Annotated in this window: 28 protein-coding genes; 14 read left to right on the forward strand and 14 right to left on the reverse strand. The window is 61.9% G+C overall.

Annotated features, from left to right (window positions below):
• Positions 1-19: 19 nt before the first annotated feature.
• From AC0L15_RS06750 to AC0L15_RS06765, 4 genes are all read right to left on the reverse strand, one after another.
• A complete protein-coding gene (locus tag AC0L15_RS06750; protein ID WP_023800821.1) occupies positions 20-319 on the reverse strand; it encodes a hypothetical protein in 300 nt (99 codons plus the stop codon).
• A 168-nt stretch (positions 320-487) separates the two neighbouring features.
• Positions 488-898 (reverse strand): DUF3168 domain-containing protein, encoded by a 411-nt coding sequence (locus AC0L15_RS06755; protein WP_128247459.1) that lies wholly within the window; start codon positions 896-898, stop codon positions 488-490.
• Positions 899-1,540: 642 nt separating this feature from the next.
• The gene (locus tag AC0L15_RS06760) at positions 1,541-1,807 is read right to left on the reverse strand and encodes a DUF1488 family protein (protein ID WP_027152775.1); all 267 of its coding nucleotides are present in this window, start codon (positions 1,805-1,807) and stop codon (positions 1,541-1,543) included.
• Positions 1,804-2,076 carry a hypothetical protein gene (locus AC0L15_RS06765; RefSeq protein WP_027152776.1) on the reverse strand — a complete coding sequence of 91 codons (273 nt, stop codon included), beginning with the start codon at positions 2,074-2,076 and terminating at the stop codon, positions 1,804-1,806. Before AC0L15_RS06765 ends, AC0L15_RS06760 begins: the two co-directional genes overlap by 4 nt.
• A 246-nt stretch (positions 2,077-2,322) precedes the next feature.
• Between AC0L15_RS06765 and AC0L15_RS06770 the strand changes: the two genes are divergently transcribed.
• The 4 genes from AC0L15_RS06770 to AC0L15_RS06785 all read left to right on the forward strand — a co-directional run bounded on the left by AC0L15_RS06770 (position 2,323) and on the right by AC0L15_RS06785 (position 5,121).
• A complete protein-coding gene (locus AC0L15_RS06770; RefSeq protein ID WP_236371801.1) occupies positions 2,323-2,661 on the forward strand; it encodes a co-chaperone GroES in 339 nt (112 codons plus the stop codon).
• Positions 2,662-2,761: 100 nt separating this feature from the next.
• Positions 2,762-4,381 (forward strand): chaperonin GroEL, encoded by a 1,620-nt coding sequence (gene groL, locus AC0L15_RS06775; RefSeq protein WP_236371803.1) that lies wholly within the window; start codon positions 2,762-2,764, stop codon positions 4,379-4,381.
• A gap of 86 nt (positions 4,382-4,467) precedes the next feature.
• The gene (locus AC0L15_RS06780) at positions 4,468-4,857 is read left to right on the forward strand and encodes a hypothetical protein (RefSeq protein WP_091590375.1); all 390 of its coding nucleotides are present in this window, start codon (positions 4,468-4,470) and stop codon (positions 4,855-4,857) included.
• Between the two features lie 99 nt (positions 4,858-4,956).
• Positions 4,957-5,121 (forward strand): hypothetical protein, encoded by a 165-nt coding sequence (locus AC0L15_RS06785; protein ID WP_167366301.1) that lies wholly within the window; start codon positions 4,957-4,959, stop codon positions 5,119-5,121.
• Between the two features lie 20 nt (positions 5,122-5,141).
• Here the strand turns inward: AC0L15_RS06785 and AC0L15_RS06790 are convergent, their stop codons facing one another.
• The gene (locus AC0L15_RS06790) at positions 5,142-6,581 is read right to left on the reverse strand and encodes a trimethylamine methyltransferase family protein (RefSeq protein ID WP_473496041.1); all 1,440 of its coding nucleotides are present in this window, start codon (positions 6,579-6,581) and stop codon (positions 5,142-5,144) included.
• A 170-nt stretch (positions 6,582-6,751) separates the two neighbouring features.
• Here AC0L15_RS06790 and AC0L15_RS06795 point away from each other — a divergent pair, with 170 nt between their 5' ends.
• The 5 genes from AC0L15_RS06795 to AC0L15_RS06815 all read left to right on the forward strand — a co-directional run bounded on the left by AC0L15_RS06795 (position 6,752) and on the right by AC0L15_RS06815 (position 12,515).
• Positions 6,752-7,390: a TetR/AcrR family transcriptional regulator gene (locus tag AC0L15_RS06795; protein ID WP_287244287.1), complete on the forward strand. Its 639-nt coding sequence runs from the start codon at positions 6,752-6,754 to the stop codon at positions 7,388-7,390.
• 158 nt (positions 7,391-7,548) lie between these two features.
• Positions 7,549-9,708 (forward strand): transglycosylase domain-containing protein, encoded by a 2,160-nt coding sequence (locus AC0L15_RS06800; protein WP_287244288.1) that lies wholly within the window; start codon positions 7,549-7,551, stop codon positions 9,706-9,708.
• A 115-nt stretch (positions 9,709-9,823) separates the two neighbouring features.
• Positions 9,824-10,408: a DUF1214 domain-containing protein gene (locus AC0L15_RS06805; RefSeq protein WP_287244290.1), complete on the forward strand. Its 585-nt coding sequence runs from the start codon at positions 9,824-9,826 to the stop codon at positions 10,406-10,408.
• Entirely contained in the window at positions 10,401-10,949 is a 549-nt protein-coding gene (locus AC0L15_RS06810; RefSeq protein WP_287244292.1) for a DUF1254 domain-containing protein, read from the forward strand. The genes AC0L15_RS06805 and AC0L15_RS06810 overlap by 8 nt, the downstream gene beginning before the upstream one ends.
• Positions 10,950-11,501: 552 nt before the next feature.
• Entirely contained in the window at positions 11,502-12,515 is a 1,014-nt protein-coding gene (locus AC0L15_RS06815) for a hypothetical protein (protein ID WP_287064282.1), read from the forward strand.
• Between the two features lie 43 nt (positions 12,516-12,558).
• Here the strand turns inward: AC0L15_RS06815 and AC0L15_RS06820 are convergent, their stop codons facing one another.
• From AC0L15_RS06820 to AC0L15_RS06830, 3 genes are all read right to left on the reverse strand, one after another.
• Entirely contained in the window at positions 12,559-12,906 is a 348-nt protein-coding gene (locus tag AC0L15_RS06820) for a DUF1491 family protein (protein ID WP_287064283.1), read from the reverse strand.
• A gap of 80 nt (positions 12,907-12,986) precedes the next feature.
• Complete coding sequence (locus tag AC0L15_RS06825) at positions 12,987-13,751, reverse strand: peptidoglycan-binding domain-containing protein (RefSeq protein WP_287244294.1); 765 nt, start codon at positions 13,749-13,751, stop codon at positions 12,987-12,989.
• On the reverse strand, positions 13,726-15,465 hold the full coding sequence (locus tag AC0L15_RS06830) for an ATP-binding protein (protein WP_287244295.1): 1,740 nt from the start codon (positions 15,463-15,465) through the stop codon (positions 13,726-13,728). Before AC0L15_RS06830 ends, AC0L15_RS06825 begins: the two co-directional genes overlap by 26 nt.
• 532 nt (positions 15,466-15,997) lie before the next feature.
• Here AC0L15_RS06830 and AC0L15_RS06835 point away from each other — a divergent pair.
• Positions 15,998-16,348, forward strand: a complete 351-nt coding sequence (locus AC0L15_RS06835) for a DUF5330 domain-containing protein (RefSeq protein ID WP_023800834.1) — start codon at positions 15,998-16,000, stop codon at positions 16,346-16,348.
• A 128-nt stretch (positions 16,349-16,476) separates the two neighbouring features.
• Positions 16,477-16,905, forward strand: coding sequence for a SufE family protein (locus tag AC0L15_RS06840; protein WP_023800835.1), 429 nt, complete (start codon positions 16,477-16,479; stop codon positions 16,903-16,905).
• Between the two features lie 145 nt (positions 16,906-17,050).
• Here the strand turns inward: AC0L15_RS06840 and AC0L15_RS06845 are convergent, their stop codons facing one another.
• Positions 17,051-17,476: a Ros/MucR family transcriptional regulator gene (locus tag AC0L15_RS06845; RefSeq protein ID WP_287244296.1), complete on the reverse strand. Its 426-nt coding sequence runs from the start codon at positions 17,474-17,476 to the stop codon at positions 17,051-17,053.
• Positions 17,477-17,904: 428 nt separating this feature from the next.
• Positions 17,905-18,273, reverse strand: coding sequence for an SH3 domain-containing protein (locus tag AC0L15_RS06850; RefSeq protein WP_287244297.1), 369 nt, complete (start codon positions 18,271-18,273; stop codon positions 17,905-17,907).
• Positions 18,274-18,391: 118 nt separating this feature from the next.
• On the opposite strand from AC0L15_RS06850, the gene AC0L15_RS06855 reads away from it, so the two are divergent.
• Entirely contained in the window at positions 18,392-20,542 is a 2,151-nt protein-coding gene (locus tag AC0L15_RS06855) for a S9 family peptidase (protein WP_473496042.1), read from the forward strand.
• Positions 20,543-20,701: 159 nt separating this feature from the next.
• Positions 20,702-21,085 (forward strand): SET domain-containing protein, encoded by a 384-nt coding sequence (locus AC0L15_RS06860; RefSeq protein WP_287244299.1) that lies wholly within the window; start codon positions 20,702-20,704, stop codon positions 21,083-21,085.
• Between the two features lie 29 nt (positions 21,086-21,114).
• On the opposite strand, the gene AC0L15_RS06865 is transcribed toward AC0L15_RS06860, so the two are convergent.
• The 4 genes from AC0L15_RS06865 to AC0L15_RS06880 all read right to left on the reverse strand — a co-directional run bounded on the left by AC0L15_RS06865 (position 21,115) and on the right by AC0L15_RS06880 (position 24,298).
• Entirely contained in the window at positions 21,115-22,065 is a 951-nt protein-coding gene (locus AC0L15_RS06865; protein WP_473496043.1) for a cytochrome c, read from the reverse strand.
• Positions 22,066-22,074: 9 nt separating this feature from the next.
• A complete protein-coding gene (locus AC0L15_RS06870) occupies positions 22,075-22,518 on the reverse strand; it encodes a c-type cytochrome (RefSeq protein ID WP_287244302.1) in 444 nt (147 codons plus the stop codon).
• Between the two features lie 198 nt (positions 22,519-22,716).
• Positions 22,717-23,313, reverse strand: coding sequence for a superoxide dismutase (locus AC0L15_RS06875; RefSeq protein ID WP_287244304.1), 597 nt, complete (start codon positions 23,311-23,313; stop codon positions 22,717-22,719).
• A gap of 106 nt (positions 23,314-23,419) precedes the next feature.
• Positions 23,420-24,298, reverse strand: coding sequence for a branched-chain amino acid aminotransferase (locus AC0L15_RS06880; protein ID WP_287244306.1), 879 nt, complete (start codon positions 24,296-24,298; stop codon positions 23,420-23,422).
• Between the two features lie 158 nt (positions 24,299-24,456).
• Here AC0L15_RS06880 and AC0L15_RS06885 point away from each other — a divergent pair, with 158 nt between their 5' ends.
• On the forward strand, positions 24,457-25,119 hold the full coding sequence (locus AC0L15_RS06885; protein WP_287244309.1) for a haloacid dehalogenase type II: 663 nt from the start codon (positions 24,457-24,459) through the stop codon (positions 25,117-25,119).
• Positions 25,120-25,222 lie beyond the last annotated feature (103 nt).

Raw genomic sequence — 25,222 nt, forward strand, 5'->3', positions numbered from 1 at the left:
GCCTGGGATACGGCAGGCATCAGTTCAGCGGAACGACGATCTCCGTGCGGCGCGGACGCTGCCCATCCTTGCCCGGAACCAGCACGACGATGACGCAGACCGGCTGGCCACCGCGCGTCGACTGCGACGCCTTGGCCAGCGTGCCGCCATTCTGCTCGGCGACCTGCTGACCGATCGCGTAGCAGTCGGAGGCGGCCAGGACGATCGGCCGGTTCTGCTCGGGCACGACGACCGGCAGCGCCGTCGCCTGCGACGCAAACAGACCGGCAGCGCAGAGAGCAAGTGTCGCGGTTGGGAAGTGGGAGCGAAGCGTTTTCATGATCAGCGTCCTAACGCATCGGTGCTGAACGTGATATGAACATTGCCTGCAACACATGCCTGTCTCACCCCCTGAAATGCGACACAACCAACCCCGGTGATTTGGCCGCCCCAACCCGGCAAATCCAGGCGCCAGTCTAGACTGTGTTGCAGCCTTATTGAAAGCGCGTCAGGCGTTTTCTTCCGTCACGGCACGAAAGCGCAGCAGCCCGTGACAGGCTGAAAGATCCTCGTCGTAACGGACCTCGGTGAATTCGAGCCTGAGATTGACGCGGTGATGCTCATCGAGGGCGAGCGCCGCATCCTGGAGGCGGGCGCTGACCATGTCCATCACGTCGAGCATTTCTTTCCTGGCCTCGGATTTCGACCAGAAATGCAGAGTGAAAAGCTGCTCGGCGTCTTTCTTCCTGCCTGTTACCCAATCATAGACGCTGGTCCGGCCGAACGTCACATAGGGAAACGGGATGTTTTCCGGGACATGGTCGAATAGTTTTGCGCCGCCCAGCGCCGCTGACAGGGAACCGTCAGCGTCCAGCGCCTGGAACAAGGCCTTCTGCAACGCGGCAGCCGGCGCGGTCATTGTATTCTCCCTCGCCCGTCGCGGTTGAACAGGCCTTTGTGCCGTCAACGATTCGTGCTTGCAGCGTAGCCGCGTTGAGGTTGCTGCGCCAGATCAGGGGGATCTCAGGTGGCTACCCACACCTTTCATTTGACATGCAAGGCGTTTGAAAAACGGTGCTATGGAGTGTTTGTTTCTCCAGACCTTCGAGGTTGTTTTCGTGCGCGAGCCATCGCTGCTGCCTGTTTTCGGAAAGCTTGGGATCAAGACGCCAGTCGTCGTTGCGGCGGCGCCGACCATGTCGAAAAGCATTAAGAACATTGTGTCCCTTTCTGTCTTCATACGGAGGCCTAGCCTTGAAGCTGTTCGTCGTCGTTTGGACGGTCCTTGTCCTGGCGGCAGTGTTCTACATCACGCAGGCCTGACCAATCGCATTCATCGATCGGGGGCGGAAACGCAGCCGTCGAGCTTAAGCACCAGGTCTTGGTTGGCATGAACACGCGCGATGCAGACGCGATGGTCGGATCGGCTGAACAGCCGAGACGTCAAGCGACGGGCAAAGGCGGAGAGCAAGCCCTGATCCTGCCGCTAGGTTCACTCGGCACATTCGTGCGCCTGGATCGGATCTGGCGCGTTGGCCCTGAACGCGATGACGTTCGGGATTTAACGAAAATCGGCCGCGGTCAGCACATATATGCTCTTGCGGGTTCGGTCATAGGCATTCCTGGCGACGTCGTGGATGGAGCTGGAAGCCGTATCGAAGGCGGCGAGATAGGTGGCTTCTGCAGTTGGTGTCCCTGACTCTGCCTTCGAGATGGCATCCGTGGCGACGGAGAAGGAAATCTGGAACATGCCGTCATGGCCGACGAAGCGGATGCGTTTGCCCGCCTCGTCGTAGCTGCGGCTTCGATTGGGAAATGTCAGGCTCATGACTTGACCTCCGTTGATGCAACGTCTGCTTTCTTGATCGCCCGCGACGCCCGCTTTTTCTTGGGGGCGACGGGATTGAGGGCCTCCGCGGCGCGGTCGGCCTCTTCCTTGGCCAGCCGCAACGCCCGCAATCTTGCCGTCTTAATGGTCCTGGCCTTGGCCTCTGAAACATATTCGGCCGTTGCTTGGTTGCGTTCCGCGGTTTTCTTCTGCTTCTCCATGAAGCGCGCTTCGGCTTTTTCCATGATGTTCTGGCTAACTTCCGCCATCGATTAAAACCTCCTATTGGCTGCAATGATGAAAATGATTTTCTCCCTTAAAATAGTCACTCGATGTGGAAAAATCAAATTCTGACCTATTTTTGATCGAGCAAATTTCTGAAGCGAAAAGGCAAAATAATACTATTCAATGTTTTACGGCGGCCAACGAATATTTTTTGGCACTCCTATCTTTCGAGTGCTAACGCGCCTATAGAAGGGAGCGGCCGCCTAAGCCGGCCCCAGAAAGAAGTTTCCATGAAATTCCGGCCACTCCACGATCGCGTCGTCATTCGGCGCGCCGAAAGCGACACCAAATCCAAGGGCGGCATCATCATCCCGGACAATGCCAAGGAAAAGCCGCAGGAAGGCGAAGTGATCGCCGTCGGGCCGGGCGCGCGTGACGAAAGCGGCGCGCTGATCGCGCTCGATGTCAAGGCCGGCGACCTCATCCTGTTCGGCAAATGGTCCGGCACCGAGGTCAAGATTGACGGAGAGGACCTTCTGATCATGAAGGAGGCCGACATCATGGGCATCATCGACAAGAGCGAGATGGGCATCATCGAGAAGACCGGGGCTGCCAAGAAGGCCGCCTGATTGGAGCGCCGCGCGTCTTGGACGCGCAAAGGACGCTCCAAATTTTTGATTCAGGCGGTGCTGACAGCGCCCTGCCGCAACCAACCGAACTGGAAAAAAGATGTCTGCCAAGGAAATCAAATTCTCCACCGATGCGCGTGACCGCATGCTGCGTGGTGTCGAAATCCTCAACAACGCCGTCAAGGTGACGCTCGGCCCCAAGGGCCGCAACGTCGTCATTGACAAGGCCTATGGCGCACCGCGCATCACCAAGGACGGGGTGGCGGTAGCCAAGGAAATCGAGCTTTCCGACAAGTTCGAGAACATGGGCGCGCAGATGGTGCGCGAAGTGGCGTCGAAGACCAACGACCTTGCCGGCGACGGCACCACCACCGCCACGGTGCTTGCCGCTTCCATCTTGCGCGAGGGCGCCAAATTCGTTGCCGCCGGCATGAACCCGATGGACCTCAAGCGCGGCATCGACCTTGCCGTTACCGCTGTCGTCAAGGAAATCCAGGCACGCGCCAAGAAGGTCAAATCTTCCGGTGAAATCGCGCAGGTCGGCACCATTGCCGCCAATGGCGACACCACCGTCGGCGCCATGATCGCCAAGGCGATGGACAAGGTCGGCAATGACGGCGTCATCACCGTCGAGGAAGCCAAGACCGCCGACACCGAACTCGACGTCGTCGAGGGCATGCAGTTCGACCGCGGCTATCTCTCGCCCTATTTCGTCACCAATGCCGAGAAGATGCGCGCCGAGCTGGAGGACCCTTACGTCCTCATCCATGAAAAGAAGCTCGGCAATCTGCAGGCGATGCTGCCGATCCTCGAAGCCGTGGTGCAAAGCGGCAAGCCGCTGCTGATCATCTCCGAGGACGTCGAAGGGGAAGCGCTTGCGACGCTGGTCGTCAACAAATTGCGAGGCGGCCTCAAGGTTGCGGCCGTCAAGGCGCCGGGCTTCGGTGACCGCCGCAAGTCGATGCTGGAAGACATCGCGGTGCTCACCGCCGGCCAGGTGATTTCGGAGGACCTCGGCATCAAGCTCGAAAACATCACCATCGACATGCTAGGCCGCGCCAAGCGCGTGCTGATCGAAAAGGACACGACGACGATCATCGACGGCGCCGGCGAGAAGGCCACGATCCAGGCGCGTGTCCAGCAGATCAAGGGGCAGATCGAGGAAACCACTTCCGACTACGACAAGGAGAAGCTGCAGGAGCGGCTGGCTAAGCTCGCCGGCGGCGTCGCGGTCATTCGCGTCGGCGGCGCGACCGAGTCCGAGGTCAAGGAAAAGAAGGACCGCATCGACGATGCGCTGAACGCCACGCGCGCGGCAGTGGAAGAAGGCATCGTTCCCGGCGGCGGTGTCGCGCTGCTGCGCGCCAAGGCCGTGCTGAATGGGCTGACCGGAGCCAATGCCGATGTGACGGCGGGCATTTCGATCGTGTCGAGAGCGCTCGAAGCGCCAATCCGCCAGATCGCCGAGAACTCCGGCGTCGAAGGTTCGATCGTTGTCGGCAGGCTCACGGACAGCAAGGATCACAATCAGGGCTTCGACGCCCAGAACGAGACCTATGTCGACATGATCAAGGCCGGCATCGTCGATCCCGCAAAGGTGGTGCGGACCGCGTTGCAGGATGCGGGGTCGATCGCGGCGCTGCTGATCACCGCGGAAGCCATGATCACCGACATTCCGGCAAAAGACACTGCGCCTTCGGCCGGCATGGGCGGCTACTGACCACCCCTCCCGTAAATGGGCCTGCAAGGCCTGGCCCCAGCAAGGCCGGGCGACCGATCCCAACATCAACCAGGAAGGAACTGTCCGTGGCCACACAAAGCAGCAAGCCATCTCTCGCGCGTCGATGGGAAGATTACCAGCCGGCCAAATCCACGCTTTTGTGGGCATGCGCTGCAACCGTCGTCGCCACGCTGATCATCGGTTTCAACTGGGGCGGCTGGGTGACCGGCGGCACCTCGCGCGCGCTGGCGGCCACCGCCGGCGATACGGCGCGCGGCGAGCTGGCCTCGGCGGTCTGCGTCGATCGCTTCAATACGGCGCCCGACGCGGCCGCCAAACTTGTCGAGTTCAAGGCCATAACCGACAGCTACAAGAAGCGGCAGTTCATCGAGACGGGCGGCTGGGCGACCATGCCCGGAAAAACCTCGCCCGACAGGCTGGGTGCGCAAAGCTGCGCGGTCGCTCTCGCCACCTAACATCTTCGACCTCTCGGAGAGAACGTGCTCTTGACGAGAGCCTGAAAGACAGCCGCCGGGCATCCCCCGGCGCGCAGCCGTCGGCAAGGAGATCGATCCATGATTGCATTCGTCCCGAAGCCAAATGCTGTAGTAAAGACCAAAGTGGCCGAGGAAAGCCGCTTCGATCGCATTCGCAGACTCGCCGCCGACAAGCACAGGAAAGCCGATGCCGGCACGATCCGCCGCGACCCGCAGAAGGCAGGCGACAAGCGCCCCATGTAACGCGCGCTTGCTGAACTACATCACGAGACCGGTGCTGCGCCACCCTCTTCCGTGCGCCGCGCAATGAATTCGTCGAGAACACCTGATGTGGCAGCGGCGCAAGCCGGCGGCCGAAAATCGGCCAGCAGCCGTTTCCAGATGCCGGTGGCGCGCTCGGTGGCGGTTCTTGACCCGGCCTCAGTCCAGTTGCCGAAATTCGACCAATCGGCGACCAGCGGCTCGTAGAATGCGGTGCGGTAGCGAGCCATTGTGTGCCCGGCCGAGAAGAAATGCCCGCCCGGCTGCACTTCGGCGATGGCCTCGAAGCCGATCGCGCCCTCGTCACCGGGCGTCGCCGCGCAGAGTTCCGCAATGGTCTGCAGCGCCTCGATATCGGTGATCAGCTTCTCGAACGAGACGCTCAACCCGCCTTCGAGCCAGCCCGCAGCATGGATGCAGACCGTCGCGCCGGCGAGCACCGAACCCCACAGCGCGAACTGTGTTTCGTGGGCTGCCTGCGCGTCCGAAATGTTGGCGGCACTGCCGCCTCCGGACCGCCAGGGAAGGCCGGTGAAGCGCGCAAGCTGACCGGCGCCGAGCGTCGCCTTGACGTGCTCCGGCGTGCCGAAGGCCGGCGCCCCGGACTTCATGTCGACATTGGACGAGAAGGAGCCATAGACGACCGGCGCGCCTGGCCGCACGATCTGGGCCAGCGTCAGCCCGGCCAGCGCTTCGGCGTGCTGCAGCGTCAGCGCGCCGGCCACTGTGATCGGCGCCATAGCGCCGGCCAGGCAGAAGGGCGTGATGATCAGCACCTGCCCCGCCTTGGCAAGCCGCAGCATCTCGAAGCCGTCCTCGACCTGCGGCGTGCCGCGCGCGAAGACGAACGGCAGCTTGTCGGAGAGCGTCAACTGCGCGCGGCTGACGGCATAATGGCGGAAGCGGTTGTCAATGTCCTGCGGCTCGATGCAAGGTCCCAGCATATGCAGCACGTCGAAATGCTGCACCAGCCGGATGAGATCCTCGAAAGCGGCAAGCGTTCCCGGCCGCCGGCCGTGCTCCAGATCGGTGACGTTCGGCGCCCCGGATCCTGCCAGGAACGTCATCGAGCCGAGATCGAGCGTCAGGTCGCGGGCACGGTCACCGGCATGGACGCGGATCGATTTCGGCGCCGAGCCCAGCGCCGCCGCGACGATGTCGCGGCCGATGCGCACCATCTGGCTGTCCTCGTCGACCAAAGCGCCGGCACGGGCAAGAATAGCGCGCGCCTCCGGCAGCAGCACCTTGACGCCGAGTTGCTCGAGCACGCGCAGCGCCGTGTCATGGATCGCAGCGACCTGGTCGGCCGAAAAGATCGGCTGCGGCAGAAACGGGTTCTTCAGCGAACGATAGTCCGGCCGGCGGCTGGTCTCGCTGCCGGCCTCGCCGGTTCGTCCGCGCCTGCGTTCGCGCCTGAGGTTGCGTGCGGCGTCATCGACCATGGCGGATACTCCTCATTGCCGTATTGCCCTGCGTTGCGGATCGTAGGCAGGAGCCGCGATGACGCGCGTCGGCCGCTCGGCCCAGTTCGTTGAGGCAGACAGGATACTTGCCCTGTACATATGTGTCTAGTACGGTTGTATGCAGTTCGCCCTCATGCCTTTGTGCGGCCATGATCATGATTTCTCCGCAGGACGAGCCGGCGTCCGGCAACACCAAGGTGACGCGCCGCGACTGGATCAATCTTGCGCTCCAGACACTGATTTCAGACGGCATCGCAAGCGTGCGCGTGCTGCCGCTCGGCCAGAAGCTCGGCGTATCGCGCTCAAGCTTCTACTGGTATTTCGAGAGCCGTCAGGACCTGCTCGACCAGTTGCTTGCCCATTGGCGGGACACCAACACCAAGTCCATCGTCGAACGCGCGCAGCGGCCGGCCGAAAGCATCATCATGGGGGTCATGAACGTGTTCGAATGCTGGGCGGACGAGCGCCTGTTCGATCCCAGGCTCGACTTCGCCATCCGGGAATGGGCGCGTCGCTCCGAGGACGTGCGCCGGGCCATCGACCAGGCCGACAATGACCGACTGGGTGCGATCCGCGACATGTATCGCCGGCATGGCTACGGCGAAGAGGATGCCTTCATCCGCGCCCGTGTGCTCTACTACATGCAGATCGGCTATTATGTGCTCGACCTCAAGGAACCGGTCGAGGCGAGGGTCAGTCATCTCGCCGCCTATCTGCGCAGTTTCACCGGCCAGGAGCCAAGCGATGCCGACGTGGCGCATTTCATGCGCTTTATCGCGGCGCAGTAAGCGGGCGCGAGGTGGCGGAGGTGGCAGGCCCGACCCTGGTATCAACAAACTGTACCGCGAAAGCTCCCCTCACCCTTGTGAGCGAGGCCAAAATGGACAAATAGTCTGGTAGGAGTGCCGCTTCTCAGTGGGAGGCGTAGCCGCAGCCGGATCTTGGAATGGCCAGTCCTTTGAAAACACGCAGGAGAAGGGGTCCGATTGCCGCAAGACTGCTGGCGGCGGATGCGTGGTTCGATTCCTCGCTTTACGAGACCGGCTTCAAGGCGCGCCGGTTCTGGGAAGCGGCCACCATTTTTTTCCGGCGCTTCCGCGTCTCCGGCTGGCGCCGCGGCATCATCGAACTGTTGAGTGAGGGCTTCACGCTCGGCGCCGGCGGCATCGTCGTCATGCTGGCGCTCGCCTTGCCGGCCTTCCAGGAAACCGCCGGCGACTGGCGCGCCCAGGGCGATTTCGCCATCACCTTCCTCGACCGCTACGGCAATGAGATCGGCCAGCGCGGCATCATCCAGCGCGATTCGGTGCCGGTCGACGAGATGCCCGACCAGGTCATCAAGGCGGTGCTGGCCACCGAGGATCGGCGTTTCTTCGATCACTACGGCATCGACGCGCTCGGCCTTTCGCGCGCGATCTTCGCGAACGTGCGGGCGAATTCCGTGGTGCAGGGCGGCTCGAGCATCACCCAGCAGTTGGCCAAGAACCTGTTCCTGACCAATGAACGGACGTTGGAGCGGAAGGTCAAGGAAGCCTTCCTGGCGCTGTGGCTCGAGGCCAATCTGTCAAAGAAGGATATCCTGCAGCTCTATCTCGACCGCGTCTATATGGGCGGCGGCACTTTCGGCATCGAAGCGGCCGCCGATTTCTATTTCGGCAAAAGCGTCAAGGATGTGAACCTCGCCGAAGCGGCGATGCTGGCCGGCCTGTTCAAGGCACCGACCAAATACGCGCCGCACATCAACCTGCCTGCTGCCAGGGCGCGGGCCAATGTGGTGCTGTCGAATCTCGTCGAAGGCGGCTTCATGAGCGAGGGTCAGGTGCTGCAGGCGCGGCTGCATCCGGCTGAAATCGTCGACCGCGGCGAGCAGAAGAGCCCGGATTACTATCTCGACTGGGCATTCGAAGAGGTCAAGAAGATCGCCGCGAAGTCCGGCCAGCATTCGCTGGTCGCCCACACCACTTTCGACGCCAACATCCAGAAGGCGGCGGAAGAATCGATGGAGTTCCATCTCCGCCAGTTCGGCAAGGAATACAACGTCACCGAAGGCGCCATGGTCGTCATCGAAACCAATGGCGCAGTCAGGGCGATCGTCGGCGGCCGCGACTACGGCGCCAGCCAGTTCAACCGCGCCACCAAGGCGCTGCGCCAGAGCGGCTCATCGTTTAAACCCTACGTATACGCAACGGCGATGGAGCACGGCTTCACGCCGGACTCCGTCGTTTCCGGCGCGCCGATCTCCTGGGGTGCCTGGTCGCCGCACAATTACAATGACGGACGGGCCGGCAAGGTCACGCTGATCACGGCGATGGCCAAATCGGTCAACACCGTGCCGGTGCGGCTTGCCAAGAATCATCTCGGCATCAAGCCGATCAAGGCGATGGCGGAAGCCATGGGCGTCGAATCGCCGCTCGAATCGCACAAGACGATGGTGCTCGGCACATCGGGGATGACCGTGATGGACCAGGCGACAGGCTTTAGCGTGTTCGCCCAGAACGGCTTTGTCGGCTCCCGGCATGGCGTCACCCAGCTCGTCACCCGTACCGGCGAGGTGGTTTACGATTTCGCCAAGGATGCGCCGCCGCCGCGCCGTGTGCTCTCGGAGCAGGCGCTGAAATCCATGAACACCATGCTGGCGGCGGTGCCGGTGATGGGCACGGCGCGGCGCGCTGCGCTTCCCAATATCGTTTCGGCCGGCAAGACCGGCACAACACAGTCTTACCGCGACGCATGGTATGTCGGCTTTACCGGCAACTATACGGCTGCCGTGTGGCTCGGCAATGACGACTTCACCCCGACCAACAACATGACCGGCGGCTCGCTGCCGGCGATGGTTTGGCAGCGGCTGATGGTCTATGCGCACCAGAATATCGACCTCAAGCCGATCCCCGGCCTCGATCATCCCTTCGTCGACGAAGAGATCGCCGCCAAGGCCGAGGAAGCGGAGCAGAAGAATGCCGAGCAGGCAGCGGCCGACACCGCTGCCGAGCGGCCGCCGGTGCTGTCCAGCCAGACGACGCGGGCGCTCAGGGACATCACAAGGCTGTTCCAGTCGGCGCCCGTCCTCCAGGCGCCTGCGACACCGGAGACCCTGTCGGCGCTTTGATGCCGGCACGACGGGCCAGGCCATCCCTCGCGCCGCAATTCCACAGAGGTCCGCTTGCCATGGCCCCCTGCCCCGCGATATCCCCGAGCGGCACTCCTCTTGCCCGCGGCTCTTCATGTTCAAGAACGCATTCCTGACGCTCCTCGCGCTTGCCATAGCCATCGGCGGCGGCGGCGGCAGCGTCTGGTACGCTCTCAAGACGCAGGATGGCATTGGCGCGATCAGGATCGGCCAATGGACGGCGTTTCCCGATATCGGCACGCAGACGGCGGATCCTTATTCGAAAGCCCGCGTGGCGCGCGAGGGTGTCCTTGCACTCGGGCAGGCAGAAGGCCTGTCGTTTATCGCCGAACGCGATTCCGATGGCGAACTATTGAAACGCCAATGCGGCTATGAAATCGAAGGCGGATTTCCCACAGCCCGGTTCTGGACCCTCTATGCCGCCGATCGGTCGCTCGGCGTGGTCGAGACCGGCAAGCCAAGGCTTGCGGCACTTCAGTCCTACCAGGTGCTGCGCCAGCCCGACAATTCCGTGCTTATTTCCGTCAGCAACCGCCCCGCGCCCGGCAACTGGCTGCTTTCCGACGGCTTCGGCCGGATGTATCTCGTGCTGACATTCTACGACACGCCGATCGCCAGCAGCACGGGCCTTTCGGATGTCACGCTGCCGCAGATCGTGAAGGTCGGCTGCAATGCGTAGGCTGCTGCACGCGATCCTGCTCGGCCTGCTTGGCGCCGGCATCGTACACATCATCGTGCTGCTGCTCGCCCCGGAATTTTCCGAACGCAATGCCTGGTCGCGGCTGGCCATGGCCTCCAACCTTTATCGGATGACCAGGCTGGACGCTGAGGCCGGCGGTACGCCTGTGGTGAAATCGGTCGATCCGCTGTTTTATGCTGCGGCTTGCCGCTTCGATTTGTCCGATGGGATGGTTCGGGTGAAGGCACCGGGATACGTCCCGTTCTGGTCCGTATCGGTCTATGACCGCAGCGGCCATAACATCTACTCCTTCAACGACTACAGCGCGACCGGAAGGGTGCTGGACAGTATCGTACTGACGCCGGCGCAGATGATCGAGATCCGCAAGGATCTCCCGGAGGAATTGCAAGGGGCAATCTTCGTCGAAGCGCCGATCGACGAAGGCATGTTCGTCATCCGCTCCTTCGTGCCCGACGACAGCTGGAAGCCGACCGTGTCGCGGTTTCTCGAGCAGAGTTCCTGCGAGCTGCAGGACTACTGACGTCAACCGAAACATGCCGCCGGTTCCGGCCCATGCCTTGCGAGCCGCCGCGGCGCTCATTCAAGGAGATAGAGCGTCCTTTGCGCGCCCAACAGGGCGCGGCGAATCCATTCAGCCGCGACGCGCTTTAATGATGCGGAACAGGCAACGTCCCCGACGTCCCCGGCATCGTCCTTGACGAACCCGGCTTGTCCGGACCGGCGCCTGGCCGCGTCTCGCCCGTCAGTGGCGGTTGCTCGTAGCGGACGCCGGGGAAAATGATCACCGCCGCCGGCGCTCCGGTGTTTCGGTCTGCTCGATTGGTTGCCGCCGGTCGCGGCACGAAAGACAGTACCATGCCCATGGTTCGTGCATTCCTCTCGGTTGCCCCGGAGCACAACGCAACGCCTCCAACCTGATTAAGGAGCCAGTAGGTTAACGGAACGCTAACGGATCGCCGCTAATTTGATCTTTGTTCTGAGGTCAGGAAGTCCTGACCCGTGGCAAATGCGAAACCGACACAGTCCCGGTCGAGCATGGTCCAGATTGTGTCGAGTGTCAGGCGTATCCTTCGTGTCATCTGCGGATTTCAGGCAAATCGCTATACGGGCTGAACCGGGAAAGGCCGAAAGGCTGTTCCGCGCCACGGTGTCGGCGTTCTGTTCGCTGACCCGCCCTTCGCGCCGGGAGATCGCGCAACTTGAGGATCTGACGCTGCCGCTTTTCGCCGATGTGCCGATCGAATCGCGCCGCTACGTCGCCGCCGCCCTTTCCGAATGCGAATATGCGCCCGCTGCGCTGGTCCGGCGGCTTTGCGAGGAGCCGGTCGACGTTGCCGCGCCGCTGCTCATCCGCTCGCGCGCGCTCAGCGATATCGACCTCATCGCGCTGATCGGACGCCATGGCCTGCCGCATGCGCGCGCCATTGCGCGCCGCAAGGATCTGAACCCGACCATCGCCCACCTGATCAGGGCGCTTGAAAAGCCGACGCTGGTGAGCGTGCGGCAGCCTGAGGCGAACGCCAAGATGGTGCCCGAGAGCGCCGAAGTCGTCGCCGACAGCCAGCAGGCGCCCGGCGCCGCCGCCGAGACTGCACGGCGCCGGCTGCGGTCGATGATGCGTGATGCCGAGAGCGGCGGCGCGGCCATCAATCCGTTCGCCGGCGCGAACACCTATGTCAAACTGCGCGAGACGGCGCTGACCGGCAATGCCGCATTCTTCCAGACAGCACTGGCCGACGCGCTCGAGATCGATTTTTCAACGGCGCGGTCGCTCACCGCGCACCAGAGCTACACGTCGCTGCTGGCCGCCCTGCGCGCGCTCGATCTCGGCGAAGAGAGGGCGTTCCTGATCACCGCCGCCGTCTATCCCACAGAGTTTTCGCATCCGCAGGCCATCCGCATCTTTCTCGACCGCTATCGGCTGCTGCATCGCGACGCAGCGCTGGACAGGCTACGCGGCTGGAAAGCCGAGACACTGTCGAAGGCCATTCGCAATGCCGGACCGATCGCGGCAAACGCCGACGTCCGCAAGGCGGACAGCGACAATACTGCCGCCAGCCCTAAAGCGCGTCGCGTTCGACCCTGAAAAGAGATTCAAGCGAACGCTCTAAGCCTTTGTCTGCATATCGCTATTGCGACTTGACGGAAAGAAGCTCCTCGACGGGAACAGAGCCGGCCTCGATCTCGACCACCCAGATGTCGGGATCGAATTTCTTCTCCCTTTCCAGTCGCCCGTCGAAGACGGCGGCATCGTCGCCGGCGCCGAGCAGACTGAAGAAACGGTCGTCGGGTTTGGCTGAATCGTAGCTCGTCTGCGGCGCCGGGCCAAACAAGGCAATCTCGCCCATGCGGCCACGCGCCAGCACGAAGACGGCGCCGGCCTCGGTTGCGCCGCGCTTGACCACGGCGGCAAAGCCGCCGGCGCCGAAAACCCGGCGCAGCAGGGCCGACACCCACAGATCGGTGGTTACGCGCATGGCAGCATTCTGGACGACATCGGACGGTACTTAGAGCGCTTTGCGTTTGGGTGAAACCAAAAACCGCCCGCCTCCAATCATCAGTTGGTCAGGCCGATCTCGCGCATCTTGACGTAGACGACCTCGTCGGGCTCGCCGGTCTCAGGCAGCCCGAACAGCGACTGGAACTCCCTGATCGCTGCCTTGGTGCGGGCCCCGACCACGCCATCGAGCTGCATGTCGTCATTGCCGAATGCCTTCAACCCGGCCTGGATCTTGATGATGCGGGCGTCGGGTGCCTGCCTCGGCGCATCTGCCGGCGAAGCCGAGACGGGAATCGCGGCCATGTCGTCCGGACGGGGTGCCGGATGCGGCACGACTGTCGAGGCGGTTGGCATGGCGCCCAGTTGATCGAGCAGAATGGTGTCGATCTCGCCGGAAGCGTTGAGCCCGACCTTCTGCTGATAGGCTTGGATGGCCTTGCGCGTGTTGGGGCCGGAAATACCGTCAACGGTGCCGGAATAGAAATCGAGATCCTTCAATATGCCCTGGACCTGCTCGACGACCGGATCGCTCTTGATCGGGGCCGGCTCCGGCCGCACGATGTTGATGGTGGTTTCAGGCTCGTCGGCGCCGGCTCGAGGAAAGCCCTCCATGCTCCTGGTCGCAAAAAAAGCGCCGGCATGAGGAAAAGGCTGATACCACAAAGCGTTCGCCGAGACGTAGAACAGCGTCACCAGGAAGGCGGTCGAACCGCCAACCAGAACCGGATTGCGTGAAATCTGGCTGCCGAGGGCGACCGCGCTGCGTTGGAAGGCATTGCCGCGGCGCTTGACCGCCCTAGGCTCTTTTGCGGAGCGAGCCATGCCTGTCCCCTTTCGTCTCCGCCTTGGCTGCAGGCATCGGCAGTACGCCGGGCTTGTCGTTCGAACGTCCGTTCGGTCCGTTCACCGGCAAGCTGATCGTGACCGTGGTGCCCTCCCCCGGCATGCTTTCGATCGACATCGTGCCCTCGTGCAGCGCCACCAGACCCTTCACCAGCGACAGGCCGAGCCCAGTCCCCTCGAAGCGGCGCGTATAGTCGTTCTGGATCTGCATGAACGGCTTGCCGAGATTGGCAAAGTCTTCCTCGGCGATGCCGATGCCGGTGTCCCTGACCCAGAAATGCAGTCGCGAGCCGATCCGCTTGGCGCCGACGACGACATCGCCGCCATCGGGCGTGAACTTGATGGCGTTGGAGACGAGGTTGATGAGTATCTGCTGCACGGCACGACGATCGGCGTTTATCTCGCCTGCATCCGGTGCGATCTGGGCCTGAAGATCGATGTTCTTTGCGTCGGCCTGCAAGCGCATCATCGACTGGCACATTTCGACCGCTTCGACGAAACGGAATGGTTCCGGCTCGGTTGCGTAGGCGCCGGCTTCGATCCTCGATACGTCGAGTATCGAGGTGACGACGGCAAGCAGATGCTGGCCGGACTCCTTGACCAGGCCGACATATTCCTTCTGCCGCGGATCCTTGAAGGTGCCAAACATCTCATGCAGCAGCATGTCGGAAAAACCGATGATGGCGTTCAACGGCGTGCGCAGCTCGTGGCTGACGACCGCCAGAAACCGTCCCTTTGCCACTTCGGCAGACGCGGCCGCCTCTTTCGCAGCGGCAAGCTCTTCGCGCAAGCCGGCGAGTTCGTCGTTTTCGCGCAGGACGAACGTGAGGACGTCCTGCTGCTCTTCCCCGCGCGCCAATTCAAGCGAAAACGGCCGGTAATTGTCCGCCGTCGGGCCATTGCCGTTTTGCGGCAGCCGGACGCGAAGATCCAACCGGCGCGCTGGCGCGCCATCGCGCATGTCGGCCAGCGCGCTAAGGTATGCGACGCGATCGGACAGATGGATGCGGTCGAACAGGCCGGTACCGAACAGTAGCTCCGGCTGCAGCTTCAGGATCGTGCGCGCCTTTGCCGACGCATCCAGAACCTCGCCATGCCTGCCGGCCCGCAGGACAACGGCGTCGATGATGTTCTCGAGCCGGTCGTCGGTCGCCGGATCAAGCTGCGCGCCGGCCGGGCTGCCAAGCGCTGCGACGCGGGGAACGAGAGTGAGCCCCCAGGCCAGCGGCAGCAGCCAATGCCAAGCGGCGATTTCCGCCGGGCCGAACGGAAAGACCGAACCGGCAAAAGCCTGCAGCAGGACAGCGACACATGTGGAGACGGCACCCCAGAGTGCAGCGCGACGAGACGCGCCGATCCACCGGGCTTCGAACGGCAGCGCGACGACAAGCATGGCGACCGGCGAGGCCATCCCGCCCGCCGCGGCGATGACACCGGCAAGAGCAAGACTGCCCATCACCAGGGCGACCTGGCCGGCGAACGCCATCTTGCCCGATGCGGCCACCAGCAAGGCAGCAAACCAGCAGAGGCCGAACGTCGCAAAGATCGCAGCCATGGTCACGGCCACGCCCATGCCCGAGGTGACCAGCGTGACTGCTGCGCCTGCGGCAAAGAACGGAGCGGCCAGCATGACACCGATAAACCGCCTCTGGCACCGGCGGTCGTTCTGTCCGAGGATCGACGGATGAACCATACGTTCGCAACCGGCTGCCATCGCGCCGGGCAACTCAACGTATCTGGCCCTTATCGAACTCAACTCAACGCACTCGCACCTGGTCGTGAACAGCCCTGCTTCGCAGATGCTTTTGTTGATCTGAAACTCGCATCCAGCGTTTAAGGAATGGATAAGGCAGGACCGATCAATGCCCGGCCTGAGGCAGATATTGGGAGTCCGGCACGGGGCAAACCTTGGCAATTGCGGCCATAGTAAATGGAGCGTTATCCGGGCGAACCGCCCTCCCGCCTTTGACAGTCGCCCCCGGTAAGCCATGCTTCTGGGAAATACACAAGGCAAACAGTTGGATAGATGGTTAACCTTAAGTGAAGAAAATCGGCTGGACTTGAGGCAAATCCATTGCAAATGCTTCGTTTCGAATTTGCCTAAAATTTGAGGAAAATTTTCGCTGACCGGGCAAGCCGTCCTTTGCGCGTCCATGTCACTATCGTATCCATAAAGAGGTCATGCCGCATGAACGCATGATCCGGTCACGAATGAGGGCATACAGATGGGCTTTCTGATCAGAATGGCTTTCTGGTTTTCGCTGGTGCTTCTGGCATTGCCGCTGAATGTCGGCTCTGACGAGACAGGCCACCAAAGCGTCGGGCCGATCCAGGCGTTGTTTGCGGCACGCGAGGCGGTCGGCGACATTGCCGGCATATGCGAGCGCAAGCCCGACGTCTGCGAGACTGGCAAGTCCGCAATGCACACGATCACCGCCCGGGCCAGGGAGACAGCCAAGATCGCGGCCGCCATGTTGGACGACAAGACCGCCGAACCCGACACGGCGACAACGACCGGCAGCGTGCCCGAAGACATCGTGTTGCCGGCGAAAGTCGATTTGCCGGCGAAAAACTGAGATATTTTTCAGCGCATCTGTCACAGCACCGCACCCCGTCCGCCCTAAAGCGCTTTGGCCGGCCTCACGCGACGCGCTTTTCCTCTTTTTCCGTGACGCGGCGCCGCCGGATGATTATATCCGGGGCTATGACCACGACGATCCAAACGATCCGCGACGACTTCTCCCTGCTTGACGAGTGGGAAGACCGCTATCGCTATGTGATCGAACTGGGCGAGGCCCTTCCGCCGTTTCCCGACGAGGAACGCAACCCTGCCAACAAGGTGCCCGGCTGCGTCAGCCAGGTCTGGCTGACCACCGAGTATGGTCCGGGGCCCGACCCAGTCGTCACCTTTGCCGGCGATTCGGACGCGCATATCGTGCGCGGCCTCGTCGCTATCATGCTGGCGCTGTTTTCCAGACGACCCGCCAGCGAGATCCAGAAAACCGACGCGGAAGCCACGCTGAAGGCACTTGGCCTCGACGAGCACCTGTCGCCGCAACGTGCCAATGGTCTTCGTTCCATGGTCAAGCGCATCAAGCGCGACGCAGAGGCGGCCTTGAAGCAGACCGCCTGATCAGACGAACAGCGCGCGATGGCCCGACATGATCGGAGCCGCACATGTCGCAACGCATATCGATTGCTCCAGCATCGCCCCAAGATCAAAACGGCGCCCGGAGGCGCCGTTGATCATCTAACCCAGGTTGGGAAGAGAGCCGGTATCAGCGCCCCTTGCGCTTGCGGCCGAGACCCATCTTCTTGGCGAGCTGTGAGCGGGCGGCAGCATAGTTGGGAGCAACCATCGGGTAGCTTGCGTCGAGGCCCCATTTTTCACGATACTCGTCGGGCGTCAGACCGTAGTGGGTCATCAAGTGACGCTTCAGCGACTTGAACTTCTTGCCGTCTTCAAGACAGACGATGTAGTCGTCATGGACGGAGCGTTTCGGGTTTACTGCCGGCTTCTGCTTGTCGGCAGGGGGCTGTTCACTGGCCCCGCCCACGCGCCCGAGGGCGGCATGGACATCGGCGATGAGGCTCGGCAGCTCGCCGACCGGCACCGGATTGTTGCTGACATAGGCGGCCACGACATCGGCCGTCAATTCGATCAGCGCATCACTATTTCTGGAAGGTGTTTCGACAATATCCATGGCTTCCTGGCCCCAACGTGAGTTGTTTCTACCTGCGCCCTATTTTTGATAGGTCGGGCATCGCGCGAAATTTTTGCAGGAAAGAGCCTCTGCGATTCGCGTCGTAGCATCCTAATGAGCCACTAAGCCAAGTAAGTCAATTCGCTTCTTGCGCTGTATTCATCGATGGCAATAAAATATTCGACGATCAGCTTCAACCTTTCGTGCACTCTGTAACTTTGCGATATTTTCTGGGCAGACCAGCAGCGGCGGACGCCCAGTCAAGCTGCCGTTACATCCATGAGAGCCAATAAAAAAAATCTCAATGCTTGGCTATGCTTGGTTGTGGCGTAGGCTATCTGGTTGTTTTTAGAATCTACAAAACCATAGGTTGCGATTTGCTGTTGCAAGCAAGCCGGAAATCAGCACCGCGGACCGGCACCGATCCATCAATGTGGGGTGATGTATTTTCCGTAGACCCAGCCGGTGACGAAATTGCCGTTCTGGGCCGGATCGTGCCAGACTTCGCACCAGCGATAGCGGATCTTCTGTTCCTGCTTCCAAACCGGCTGTTTGCCGATGTCGAGCAGGTTTATGCCGCCGGTGCATCTCCCGGTCATCTGCAAAACGGCACCGTTGGGGTAGGCGGCCTGTTTCTGGGACGATCCGGCCGGATACTTGCGTACGTTGAGCGTGTCGCCAAACGGAAGGTTGGTCACTTGCCAAGCTGCGAACACGGTTGCATGAGATTGGCCGATAAAGGCGAAAACTGTCGAAGCGACGGCGAAAGCCGCAGCAGCGTGAAAACGGAACTTCATTTTTCCCTCTCCTCCGGCTCATCTTCTGGAGCCCGGCGCAAACATATACTCCGGCTCTTGAACCTGCGCTGATCGGCGTGTTCATTCTCCATACAAGTAACTTCCACAGCGAGACGCAATGACCCGAACCCCGGCATTTCCAACTATCAGCCCGCCGCAACCTGAGAAGCGACCGGTCTTCGATGTGCATCATGGAGTGACCCGGACGGACGACTATGCCTGGCTGAGAGCTGACAACTGGCAAGAGATGTTCAGGGATCCGTCGCTGCTCGACACCCAAATCCGCGCCCATCTCGAAGCCGAGAACGTCTATCAGGCAGCGCTCATGGCCGACACCGCCCAGGTGCGGAAGCAGCTTTTCAAGGAGATGAAGGGCCGCATCAAGGAGGACGATTCGTCCGTGCCGATGAAGGATGGGCCGTACGCCTATGGGTCATCTTTCAAGCTTGGCGGCGAGCAGCCGCGTTATTTCCGCACGCCGCGCGACGGCGGCGACCAAGAGATCCTGCTCGACGGCGATCTCGAGGCCGAAGGCAAGGCCTATTTCCGCCTCGGCGGTGTCGACCATTCGACCGATCACCGCAAGCTTCTGTGGGCCTTCGACGACAAGGGTTCCGAATTCTACACGCTTCGCGTCCGCGATCTCGCCGACGGCAACGATCTGGCCGACAGGATTCCGGATACCGGTGGCGGCGGCGTGTGGGATGCCGGAAATGATGGATTTTTCTACACCCGCCTCGATCCCAACCATCGTCCTTCCAAGGTGCTGTTCCATGCCCTTGGCGACAGTCCTGAGAACGACCGGCTGATCTACGAAGAAACCGATCCGGGCTTCTTCATGAATGTCGGCGGCACACGCTCCAACGAGTGGATCATGGTTGGCATCAACGACCACGAGACCTCGGAATATCGCATCATGAGCGCCAGCGAGCCGTTCGCCGAACCGAAGCTGGTTGCTGCGCGCGAGACCGGCCTGCAATACGACCTCGAAGAAGGCGGCGGTGTCTTCTTCATTCTCACCAATGCCGACGGCGCCAAGGATTTCAAGATCATGACTGCGCCGGCGAGCGACCCGGTGCGCGCCAACTGGCAGGAGCTGGTGCCGCACGAAGCGGGCCGGCTGATCCTTTCGGTAATCGGTTTCAAGGACCACATGGTCAGGCTTGAACGCAAGGAAGGCCTGCCGCGCATCGTCGTGCATGACCGCAACAGCGGCGAGGAACACCTCATCTCCTTCGACGAGCAAGCCTTCTCACTCGGCCTGTCGGGATCCTATGAATACGATACCGAGATCATGCGCTTTTCCTACTCGTCCATGACAACGCCGGCGCAGGTCTTCGACTACGACATGCGGACCCGCGAGCGCGTGCTGCTGAAGACCCAGGAAGTTCCGTCCGGCCACGACCCGGACCACTTCGTGACGCGGCGGCTGATGGCGCCCGCAGCCGACGGCGAACTGGTGCCGGTCTCGCTCATCCACCATCGCGACACGCCGCTCGACGGATCAGCGCCTTGCCTGCTTTACGGCTACGGCTCCTACGGCATCACGGTCCCGGCCGCCTTTAACACCAATTTGTTATCGCTGGTCGACCGCGGCTTCGTCTACGCGATTGCCCATGTCCGCGGCGGCAAGGACAAGGGCTATGGCTGGTACGACGACGGCAAGCGAGCGCACAAGATGAACACGTTCACCGATTTCATCGCGGTCGCCCACCACCTCGTCGCCGAGCGCTACACCGCCCATGATCGCATTGTCGCACAGGGTGGCTCGGCCGGCGGCCTGCTGATGGGCGCCGTCGCGAATATGGCGCCGGAATGCTTCGGCGGTATTGTCGCCGAGGTTCCGTTCGTCGACGTGCTCACCACCATGCTCGACGCGACCTTGCCGCTGACGCCGCCGGAATGGCCCGAATGGGGCAACCCGATCGCCTCCGAGGAAGACTACCGGACGATTGCCGCCTACTCGCCCTATGACAATGTCGCCGGGCTCGACTATCCGCCGATCCTGGCGCTTGCCGGCCTCACCGACCCGCGTGTCACCTATTGGGAGCCGGCCAAATGGGTGGCGCGGCTGCGCGACCGCAAGATCGGCGACAATCCGGTGCTGTTCAAGATCAATATGGACTCCGGTCATGCCGGTGCATCCGGCCGGTTTTCCCGGCTCGAGGAAATCGCCTTCACCTATGCGTTTGCGCTGAAGGTGGCGGGCAAGGCCGACCTTGCCACCACAGCGCCGCCGACCCTGTTGGACGCACAGACGGCGCTGTAGGAGCTTGATCTTGCGCACCATCCCCACCAGCGGAAAATCGATTCCGGGTCAGGTCAGGTCGATTTTCCGCTCGCGATTGCCATAGCTGCGCGCTACCCAATGCGCGGCTTTTCGCAGCCGCGCCACCCAAAAATCATCCAGTCACGCCAAGGGTCCGCCATGTTGCTCGTCGACGTCTATCTCGACAAATCGCCCATCCAGGGCATCGGTGTCTTTGCCAAGAACCACATTCCCCGCGGCACACTGGTCTGGAAGCTCCATCCCAATTACGACCGGCGCATCCCAGTCGAGGTCTATGAACGCGAAACCGGGCCGGTCAGAGCCTATCTCGATCGCTATTCCTATCCCGACCGGCGCGACCCGAACTTCGTCGTTTTCGAAGCCGACGACGCCCGCTTCATGAACCATGCCGATGACCCGAATTGCGACGTCGCCTCGCCCGAGGAGACATATGCATTGCGCGACATCGCGCCCGGCGAGGAAATGACCTGCGACTACAATCATTTCTTCGAAACCGGCTTCGATTTCCTCGGCGACCGCTGACGCGCCGCCATCCCGTCCGGCTCCCGGAATCAGTTCGCTGGCTGCTTGCGCGCCGGATAGCCGTTGGGATGCGGCGGTATCGCCTTGAGATAGGCTGCTATCGCCGCACGGTCGTTCGGTGCCAACTCGGCCATGTTTCTCTGCACGTCGACCATGGCGCCACTGACGGAATCGAAATCCGGGGTGAAGCCGGTCTCCAGAAAGTAGGCTATGTCGGCCTCCGACCAGTCACCGAGCCCGCCTTCACCCGACGTGATGTTCGGCACGATGCCGCTGCCTTCGGCAGCCGCGGCCCCCGCCAGCCACTCGCTCTTCCTGGTGCCGCCAGCAAAATCGCGCGGCGTGTGGCATTCGCCGCAATGGCCGGGCCCTTCGACCAGGTAACGGCCGGCCATCACCGGATCCGGCGTGCCATCGGGGAAGGAAACCACCGGCTGGTCACTCAAATAGAGATGTTTCCACAGCCCGATGCCGCGACGGATGTTGAACGGGAACCCCAGTGAATTGGGCGGCGCCTTTCCCGCCACCGCCGGAAGCGTTTTCAGGAAGGCATGGAGATCGGCTATGTCGGCCGGCTTCATGCGTGCGTAGGATGCATAGGGAAACGCCGGATAGAAGTGCTCGCCGCTCGGCGACACGCCCTTCAGCATGGCGTTGGCGAGATCTTCGACTGACCAGCCGCCGATACCGTCCTCGGCATCCTGTGAGATGTTCGGTGGCACGAAGATGCCGAACGGCGTCTTGAGTTCGAGACCGCCGGCCAGTTGAAGGCGGGCGTCGCCTTGCGAGCCTGGCTTCGCGTGACAGGACGTGCAGCCGCCGGCATAAAAAATGCGCTTGCCCCTGGCGGCATCGCCGGGGCCGAGCTGCGCCAGGGTCTCGCTGTCGAGCCTGACCGGTGCCGACAGGAACCAGCCGGCGACCGCGCCGGCGGCGCCCAGAACGAGGGCGGCGCCGACGAGTTTTTTCAGCAGGCGCATCGCCCGCTATCAGCCCTTCTTAATCCTGTATGTCTGGTGGCAGGTGCCGCAATCGCCGCCTATGGTGTTGAACCCCGCCTTCAAGGAATCGACGTCGGCAGGAGCGGCGGCCGCCGCAGCCTTGACGTCGGCGAGATATTTGCCTTCCACCGCCTTGAAGCCGGCCATATCCTCCCAGATTTTTGGGGCAGCGGTGGTGTCGCCGGTGCCGCTGCCAGCCGGGAAAAGAGTGTCGACTTTTGCATGGAACTTCTCGGCGTTTGCCTCCAGCGCCTTCAACGCCGCCAGCACGGCCGCTGCGTCATAAGGGGTCTCGCCCTTGACGACTTTCGACAATTGGCCGGCGATCTTTCCACGTTCCTTCATAATGGCCTGCCGCTCCTGGATCGGATCGGCAAACGCCGCCGAACCGGCGAAGGCGAGCATCGAGATGGCGAGGATAAGCTTTCTCATTCAACTGGCTCCATGGTGAAGATGTTTCGGGTGAAGGTCCGACTGATCGATAACGGCAAAACTGGCTTGAAAATTCCGGAAATTCGCCTCACGCTGGTGTGAATTTTTCGCGACGGTCGTTGGAAAAGGGCGGCCGATCATTTGGCACATAGAGAAAAGCCCCGGTTTTGCCGGGGCTCTTCTGCAACTCAGTCAGGCCTACGCCTTTTCGTAGAGCTCGAGGACATGGTCCCAGTTGATGAGACTGTCGACGAAGGCTTCGAGATATTTCGGCCGGGCGTTGCGATAGTCGATGTAATAGGAGTGCTCCCAGACATCAACGCCCAGGATCGGGGTCGCGCCATGGACCAGCGGGTTCTCGCCGTTCGGGGTCTTCGAGATCGCCAGCTTGCCGTCCTTGACCGAAACCCAGGCCCAGCCCGAACCGAACTGGGTGGTGCCGGCGGCGATGAAATCGGCCTTGAACTTGTCGTAACCGCCAAGATCGCTGTCGAACGCCTTTTGCAGCGCGCCCGGCAATTTGTTGCCGCCGCCGCCCTTCTTCATCCACTGCCAGAAGTGGATGTGATTGTAGTGCTGACCGGCATTGTTGAAGAGCCCGGGGTTCTTGCCGAAGGATTGTTTCACAATCTCTTCGACCGACAAGTCGCCGAGCCCGGCTTCGGCAGCCAGCTTGTTGCCGTTGTCGACGTAGGCCTTGTGGTGCTTGTCGTGGTGATACTCCAGCGTCTCCTTCGACATGTAAGGCTGCAATGCCTCGTAGTCATAGGGCAAGGCGGGCAATTCAAAAGCCATCGGTCGTACTCCTCGTGGAAAAATCCGGTGTCGATACCGGACTAACATAGGTCTGGATTGGTGTGGAGCAACTCCGGAACGGAGCGCCGGTTCGCTTTTTAGCCAGTCAGCCGGCCGAAGTCGAATGCGCCCACTCCCAATAGAGTTCGCGCGCCTTTTTCGCTACGGGCCCGGGCTGGAGACTGCGATCCTCGATGCGGGTGACCGGCACGACTTTCGAGTGGTTTCCGGTCGAGAATATCTCGTCGGCTTCGAGGAATTCGCGCACCGACAACACCTTTTCGATGGTCTTGAAGCCATATTCGTCAAGCAGCGTCATCGTCCGCGAGCGGGTGATGCCGGACAGGAACGTGCCGTTCGGCGCCGGCGTCAGGACATGGCCATCCTTGACCAGGAAAATGTTCGAAGTTCCGGTCTCGGCGACATTGCCCAGCATGTCGAGCACCAGGGCGTTGTCGAAGCCGCGCATCTTGGCTTCGAGAATGGCACGACCGTTGTTGGGATAAAGGCAGCCGGCCTTGGCGTTGGTCGGCATGGTCTCGATGGTCGGACGCCGGAACGGCGAGACGGTGACAGAAAAGCCTGCCGGCGAGATCATCGGCGATTCGTAGAGGCAAAGGCAGAAACGGGTCGAGGCCGGATCTGCCGGCACGCCCATATAGCCACCATGTTCGGCCCAGTACATCGGCCTTATGTAGACCGCCGTCTTGCCGTCGAACTTCTTCAGCCCGTCCCAGGTCAGCCCGACGATCTTTTCGGCGCTCATGGATGGTTTGAGACCAAGCGCGATCGCCGAGGCGTTCACCCTCGCGGCGTGGCGGTCGAGGTCAGGGGCGACGCCCTCGAACCAGCGGGCGCCGTCGAACACGCTGGTGCCGAGCCACATGGCATGGCTGCGCGGCCCCAGAATGGCGACGTTGCCTTCATACCAGTCGCCATCGACGAAGGTCCATGTCGCGGATTGTGCCGCAGCCGCCAGTGTCATCGCTTGATTCCGCGTTTCAAAAAGCTGTCCTGTGTCGCCATTGGAAGATGCTTTGGCGCCTGCCGTCAACTGATATGGCCGAGATTTATTGAGGCCAGCGGTCTGTGACTTGCAATCCGTGCTTGCGCCTGGCCTTGCCGCGCCGCAAAACTGTTGCCATGCAACATGCCGCTTACGTTTTCGACGCTTACGGAACGCTGTTCGACGTGCACGCAGCTGTACGCCGTCATGCCGACCAGATCGGACCGGACGGCCAACTCCTGTCGGAGATCTGGCGCGCCAAACAATTGGAATATTCCTGGGTGAGGACGCTGATGGGCGCCTATGCCGATTTCTGGCAACTCACCGAACAGGCGCTGGATTTCGCCTTGCGCAAGGTTCCCTCCGCGGACAAGGGGCTGAGGGCCAAGCTGCTCGACGCCTATTGGCGACTGGACTGCTATCCGGAGGTGCCGGCCGTGCTCAAGGCGCTCAAGGCGTCTGGCGCCAAGCTGGCGATCCTCTCCAACGGCTCGCCTGAAATGCTGGAAGCGGCGGTCAAATCGGCCGCGCTCGACCAGGTTCTGGACGACATCTATTCCGTCGAGGCCGTCAAGCGCTTCAAGGCCGATCCGTCGGTCTACGACATGGTCACGACAGGCTGGCGTCTCTATCCGGGTGCGGTGTCGTTTCAGTCATCCAACCGCTGGGACGTCGCCGGCGCCACCAAATTCGGCTTCCGGACAGTCTGGATCAACCGCTCCGACCAGCCCGAGGAATACCCGGACTTTCCGCCGGCCCTGATCCTGCCCTCGCTCGAGGGCCTGCTCGCCGCAGGCTGACACATAAGCCCAAATCGGAATCGATTTTTGGAAAGGATCATTACGCGCGGCGCTGTGGGCCTGTTGCCTCGGCGCAACAGGGGCTGAACCGTCACAGCTTTGC

It is taken from the genome of Mesorhizobium sp. WSM4846 (assembly GCF_055811415.1).

Coding starts and splice junctions, on each gene's coding strand:
- AC0L15_RS06750 (WP_023800821.1), bottom strand. CDS start 319: ATGAAAACGCTTCGCTCCCACTTCCCAACCGCGACACTTGCTCTCTGC.
- AC0L15_RS06755 (WP_128247459.1), bottom strand. CDS start 898: ATGACCGCGCCGGCTGCCGCGTTGCAGAAGGCCTTGTTCCAGGCGCTG.
- AC0L15_RS06760 (WP_027152775.1), bottom strand. CDS start 1,807: ATGAGCCTGACATTTCCCAATCGAAGCCGCAGCTACGACGAGGCGGGC.
- AC0L15_RS06765 (WP_027152776.1), bottom strand. CDS start 2,076: ATGGCGGAAGTTAGCCAGAACATCATGGAAAAAGCCGAAGCGCGCTTC.
- AC0L15_RS06770 (WP_236371801.1), top strand. CDS start 2,323: ATGAAATTCCGGCCACTCCACGATCGCGTCGTCATTCGGCGCGCCGAA.
- groL (WP_236371803.1), top strand. CDS start 2,762: ATGTCTGCCAAGGAAATCAAATTCTCCACCGATGCGCGTGACCGCATG.
- AC0L15_RS06785 (WP_167366301.1), top strand. CDS start 4,957: ATGATTGCATTCGTCCCGAAGCCAAATGCTGTAGTAAAGACCAAAGTG.
- AC0L15_RS06790 (WP_473496041.1), bottom strand. CDS start 6,581: ATGGTCGATGACGCCGCACGCAACCTCAGGCGCGAACGCAGGCGCGGA.
- AC0L15_RS06795 (WP_287244287.1), top strand. CDS start 6,752: ATGATCATGATTTCTCCGCAGGACGAGCCGGCGTCCGGCAACACCAAG.
- AC0L15_RS06800 (WP_287244288.1), top strand. CDS start 7,549: ATGGCCAGTCCTTTGAAAACACGCAGGAGAAGGGGTCCGATTGCCGCA.
- AC0L15_RS06805 (WP_287244290.1), top strand. CDS start 9,824: ATGTTCAAGAACGCATTCCTGACGCTCCTCGCGCTTGCCATAGCCATC.
- AC0L15_RS06810 (WP_287244292.1), top strand. CDS start 10,401: ATGCGTAGGCTGCTGCACGCGATCCTGCTCGGCCTGCTTGGCGCCGGC.
- AC0L15_RS06820 (WP_287064283.1), bottom strand. CDS start 12,906: ATGCGCGTAACCACCGATCTGTGGGTGTCGGCCCTGCTGCGCCGGGTT.
- AC0L15_RS06825 (WP_287244294.1), bottom strand. CDS start 13,751: ATGGCTCGCTCCGCAAAAGAGCCTAGGGCGGTCAAGCGCCGCGGCAAT.
- AC0L15_RS06830 (WP_287244295.1), bottom strand. CDS start 15,465: ATGGTTCATCCGTCGATCCTCGGACAGAACGACCGCCGGTGCCAGAGG.
- AC0L15_RS06835 (WP_023800834.1), top strand. CDS start 15,998: ATGGGCTTTCTGATCAGAATGGCTTTCTGGTTTTCGCTGGTGCTTCTG.
- AC0L15_RS06840 (WP_023800835.1), top strand. CDS start 16,477: ATGACCACGACGATCCAAACGATCCGCGACGACTTCTCCCTGCTTGAC.
- AC0L15_RS06845 (WP_287244296.1), bottom strand. CDS start 17,476: ATGGATATTGTCGAAACACCTTCCAGAAATAGTGATGCGCTGATCGAA.
- AC0L15_RS06850 (WP_287244297.1), bottom strand. CDS start 18,273: ATGAAGTTCCGTTTTCACGCTGCTGCGGCTTTCGCCGTCGCTTCGACA.
- AC0L15_RS06855 (WP_473496042.1), top strand. CDS start 18,392: ATGACCCGAACCCCGGCATTTCCAACTATCAGCCCGCCGCAACCTGAG.
- AC0L15_RS06860 (WP_287244299.1), top strand. CDS start 20,702: ATGTTGCTCGTCGACGTCTATCTCGACAAATCGCCCATCCAGGGCATC.
- AC0L15_RS06865 (WP_473496043.1), bottom strand. CDS start 22,065: ATGCGCCTGCTGAAAAAACTCGTCGGCGCCGCCCTCGTTCTGGGCGCC.
- AC0L15_RS06870 (WP_287244302.1), bottom strand. CDS start 22,518: ATGAGAAAGCTTATCCTCGCCATCTCGATGCTCGCCTTCGCCGGTTCG.
- AC0L15_RS06875 (WP_287244304.1), bottom strand. CDS start 23,313: ATGGCTTTTGAATTGCCCGCCTTGCCCTATGACTACGAGGCATTGCAG.
- AC0L15_RS06880 (WP_287244306.1), bottom strand. CDS start 24,298: ATGACACTGGCGGCTGCGGCACAATCCGCGACATGGACCTTCGTCGAT.
- AC0L15_RS06885 (WP_287244309.1), top strand. CDS start 24,457: ATGCAACATGCCGCTTACGTTTTCGACGCTTACGGAACGCTGTTCGAC.